The following is a 3,652-nucleotide window of genomic DNA, read 5'->3' as shown; positions in this document are numbered from 1 at the left end:
TCTAATTGTAAAGATGACCTTCAATTACCATTAGGAGTCCCTGCAATGCCTATACAAGATGCAATTGATTTGGTTAGATTCTTAGCAGATATTTCAGTTAATTCGTCACGATTTGTTCCGGGAGCTCAAGTCATTGGCGGGCCTATTGATATTGCAGTTATTACAAAACATGAAGGTTTCAAATGGATTAGTAGAAAACATTATTATAATCAAAATTTAAATATTACAACAGGAGGAAAGTGAAAATGAAATATGGTGTTTCAACATTTAAAAATTCCTCACTAAGTCGTTTAAAGGATAAAAACACTACTTCTGTTGGTAGCGATGATTTAAATTTATCTTCATCAACATTAGGATTTACAAATGATGACTGTAATGATTATGTTGGCTTTTTAGAAGAAATGGATAAATTACGAGCTAAAGTTAGAAGTGGTGACTTAAGTGACTTCGAAGAGCTCAAATAGAATTTTCGTTTCTAAAGAGTATAGGGGATTTTTAGATGAATTAAAATTATCTAATCCTAAACTTTATGAACGGTTATGTGATAAAATACGAGAAATTCGTTCTAATCCTTTTAAAAGCAAATTTAAGAATTTAAAAAATACTGATGGATATAGGCGTGCAAGATTGGGAAAATTTCGTATTGTTTATTTTGTTGAAGGAAATAAAATTCTTATAACTCGTATTGGTCTTAGATCACATGTTTATAAAAAGGATTATACAGTTAACAATTTCACTATCAATGAATCTTATTAATTTTTTTTATTTGAAAATTGTATCAAAATTTAAACTGTTTGAATTATATTCCAATCAATAATTTCTATTAAAAATAGTTAGGTTCATTAATATCGGAGTTATATTCCATTTTCAAAAGTCAAATCAATAAGAATATTAATATCAGTTTAGGCTTTATAAACATGTTGTGTTTAAAATATAAATAATATAAAAATCTTAAATATTAATTACTAATTTTAGGAGAAACCAGATGGGAATTGAAGACAAGATAAAATCTATTGAAGAGGAAATCCAGAAGACCCCCTACAACAAGGCCACCTCCCACCACATTGGGAAACTTAAGGCAAAACTGTCCAAATTGAAAGAGGAATCTCTGCAGAGAAGTAGCGGAGGGTCAAAGGGACAAGGATTTCACGTCAAAAAGTCAGGAGACGCTACAGTAGTGCTTGTAGGTTTCCCGTCTGTCGGTAAATCCACTTTACTCAACAACATCACTAATGCCGAAAGTAAGGTCGGAGCCTATCAGTTCACAACCCTTGACATCGTTCCGGGTGTCATGGAGCACAAGAATGCAAAGATTCAGGTATTTGACATTCCAGGAATCATCACAGGCGCAAGCAGCGGAAAAGGCCGTGGTAAGGAAATCCTTTCGGTTGCAAGAACTGCCGATTTGATACTTGTTGTTCTCGACACGTTCAACCCTCAGCACCTTGATGTCATCATAAAGGAGCTTAGGGCAATCGGAATCAGGCCGAACGAGCATCCGCCTGACGTTACCGTCAAAAGGAAAAAGCTGGGCGGTGTAAAGGTATCAAGCACCTGCAAGCTCACACACATGGATGAGAAAACAATAAGATCAATTTTAAATGAGTACGGATACATAAACGCAGATGTTCTCTTCAGGGATGACGTCACAATGGACCAGTTCATCGATGTTCTCGACCGCAACAAGTCATACGTTCCTATGCTCATCCTGTTGAACAAGGTCGACCTTGTTGACGATGCATACATTGAGGAGCTCAAGAAATACATTCCGGAGTTCATTCCGATTTCAGCAGACAAGAACACCAACATCGACGAGCTCAAGGATCTGATATTCGACAATCTCAATTTGGTTCGCGTTTACCTGAAGCCTCAGGGAAGAAAGGCGGACATGGAAGATCCCCTTGTCATCAAGAAGGGCTCAACCGTAATCGATGCCTGCGGAAAGCTCCACAGGGAATTCGTCAAGAACTTCAGACATGCGAAAGTTTGGGGAACATCAGTCAAGTTTCCGGGACAGAAGGTTGGTCCGGACCATGTGCTTGATGATGAGGATGTTCTCAGGATAATCCTGAAAAAATGACTGCCATATTCATAACCGGAACCCCGTGCACCGGTAAGACAACACTTGCTTCCAGATTGAACGGACAGTTGATTAAAATCAATGATCTGGCAATAAGTCATGGTTTCGTAATGGGCATTGATGAGAATAAGGGTTATAAGGTCATAGACATCGACAAGTTGTCACGATATGTAGATGAAATGATTAAAAATTGTGATGAACTGCTGATTTTTGAGGGGCACCTCTCACATCTCTGCGACGGCGCCGACAAGGTGATTGTCCTGAGGGTAAATCCGGAGATGCTGGAGAAAAGGTTAATGGAAAGGGACTATTCCGAATCCAAAATCCGGGAAAACCTTGAAGCCGAAGCCTTGGGAGTGTGTTCTGCCGAAGCCTTCGAGAAATATCCGGAAAGCACCTATGAGCTGGACGTCACTGATCTGGGAATTGACGAGGCAGTGAAACTGGTTGAGGATGTCATCGAAAACGGCGGAGACTATCCGGTCGGAAGCGTTGATTTCATGGAATGGCTGGTTGAAAATTGAACCTCCGACAATGAAGTTAAATTGAATGTTGTTTAATCTCTATTTTTACTTTAATTTTTTTAAATCTCCATATTTTTTCTTTATCAAATCAATATTGTCATGTGAATTCACAATATCACAAATACACACTGCTGATTTTGTGCATATCAAAAAAATATATATAAAATTCTAATCTAATTATAATTGCTGATGTCAGTCGAGCCTGCAGCCATTAAGTCTTTATACTAGGTCCTACATATTAAGACATGATTGGATATAGGTGGTGGTAATATCTCAAAATCTCTTTTGAAATTGATGAGGGCTGCTTGAGAAGTTGAGGATGCAGGCATTTGAAGTCGAATCCGATTACTTGGATTTGATTGGTGAATACATTAAACAAGGAATAAAAGGATGTGATAATATGCAGGATATTCATATATCTGAAGAAATTATGAACGGCATAACTGATAGGAGTAGGCAAATCAATTGCAATCCTGAAAAGTTAATAAATAGTATTCTTTATGACTATTTGAGGAAAGTTAAAGACCTCCCTCCAACAATTGATGCAGAAAAGATTTGGGCAATGCTTGATCATGATGGCTCTGAGGGTGATGACGTATTGGAAAAGCTTTTCAATCTTGGTGAAACCGGTTGGGATTGAAATTCGACAAACACCACATGTGATAATATGATTTTTCTTGATACCTCATACATTAATAGTTTAATTATTAAAAATGACCCTTATCGCCAGTATGCTAAAAATATTAAACCTCTTTTGGAAAAAGAAGCAAAAATAACCAATATAACAGTTCTTATAGAAGTGTTTAATAGTATTTCTCCATATAATTTTTTTGGTGATGTAAATGAGTTAAAAAACTACTTGCTAAATATATATGATTTTGACTTTTTAACTGAGGAGGACTATGAAAGGGCATTTGAATTTTTCAATTATTATAATCGCAGTGTGAATTTTTCCGATTGCACAATTTTGGTTTCCATGCAAAAACATGGGATTGGCAGAATCGCATCTTTCGATGCAGATTTTGACAAGATTAGTGGATTTGAAAGG

General features: G+C 36.7%; 6 protein-coding genes and 1 pseudogene. All 7 read left to right on the top strand.

The features are described 5' to 3' along the window. Positions 1-243, top strand: a pseudogene (locus tag QZN27_RS09350) (hypothetical protein); the annotation flags it as partial. Positions 244-245: 2 nt separating this feature from the next. Beyond that, positions 246-464 (top strand): hypothetical protein, encoded by a 219-nt coding sequence (locus tag QZN27_RS09345; protein ID WP_296786812.1) that lies wholly within the window; start codon positions 246-248, stop codon positions 462-464. Next, entirely contained in the window at positions 442-756 is a 315-nt protein-coding gene (locus QZN27_RS09340; RefSeq protein WP_296786809.1) for a type II toxin-antitoxin system RelE/ParE family toxin, read from the top strand. Before QZN27_RS09345 ends, QZN27_RS09340 begins: the two co-directional genes overlap by 23 nt. A gap of 229 nt (positions 757-985) precedes the next feature. Continuing rightward, the gene (locus tag QZN27_RS09335) at positions 986-2,080 is read left to right on the top strand and encodes a GTP-binding protein (RefSeq protein WP_296786806.1); all 1,095 of its coding nucleotides are present in this window, start codon (positions 986-988) and stop codon (positions 2,078-2,080) included. Then, positions 2,077-2,604 carry an adenylate kinase family protein gene (locus QZN27_RS09330; RefSeq protein ID WP_296786803.1) on the top strand — a complete coding sequence of 176 codons (528 nt, stop codon included), beginning with the start codon at positions 2,077-2,079 and terminating at the stop codon, positions 2,602-2,604. Before QZN27_RS09335 ends, QZN27_RS09330 begins: the two co-directional genes overlap by 4 nt. A gap of 319 nt (positions 2,605-2,923) precedes the next feature. Beyond that, positions 2,924-3,244: a hypothetical protein gene (locus QZN27_RS09325; RefSeq protein ID WP_296786800.1), complete on the top strand. Its 321-nt coding sequence runs from the start codon at positions 2,924-2,926 to the stop codon at positions 3,242-3,244. A 27-nt stretch (positions 3,245-3,271) separates the two neighbouring features. Beyond that, positions 3,272-3,652 (top strand): type II toxin-antitoxin system VapC family toxin (locus QZN27_RS09320; RefSeq protein WP_296786797.1); only part of this gene is annotated, 381 nt, incomplete at its 3' end.

This window comes from uncultured Methanobrevibacter sp. (assembly GCF_900316895.1).
Lineage (GTDB): Archaea > Methanobacteriota > Methanobacteria > Methanobacteriales > Methanobacteriaceae > Methanocatella.
This window is presented reverse-complemented; position numbering and strand designations above follow the sequence as displayed.

What these genes read in the sequence shown, in the direction of transcription:
- QZN27_RS09325 (WP_296786800.1), top strand. Translation starts at nt 2,924, where the DNA reads ATGCAGGCATTTGAAGTCGAATCCGATTACTTGGATTTGATTGGTGAA.
- QZN27_RS09335 (WP_296786806.1), top strand. Translation starts at nt 986, where the DNA reads ATGGGAATTGAAGACAAGATAAAATCTATTGAAGAGGAAATCCAGAAG.
- QZN27_RS09345 (WP_296786812.1), top strand. Translation starts at nt 246, where the DNA reads ATGAAATATGGTGTTTCAACATTTAAAAATTCCTCACTAAGTCGTTTA.
- QZN27_RS09330 (WP_296786803.1), top strand. Translation starts at nt 2,077, where the DNA reads ATGACTGCCATATTCATAACCGGAACCCCGTGCACCGGTAAGACAACA.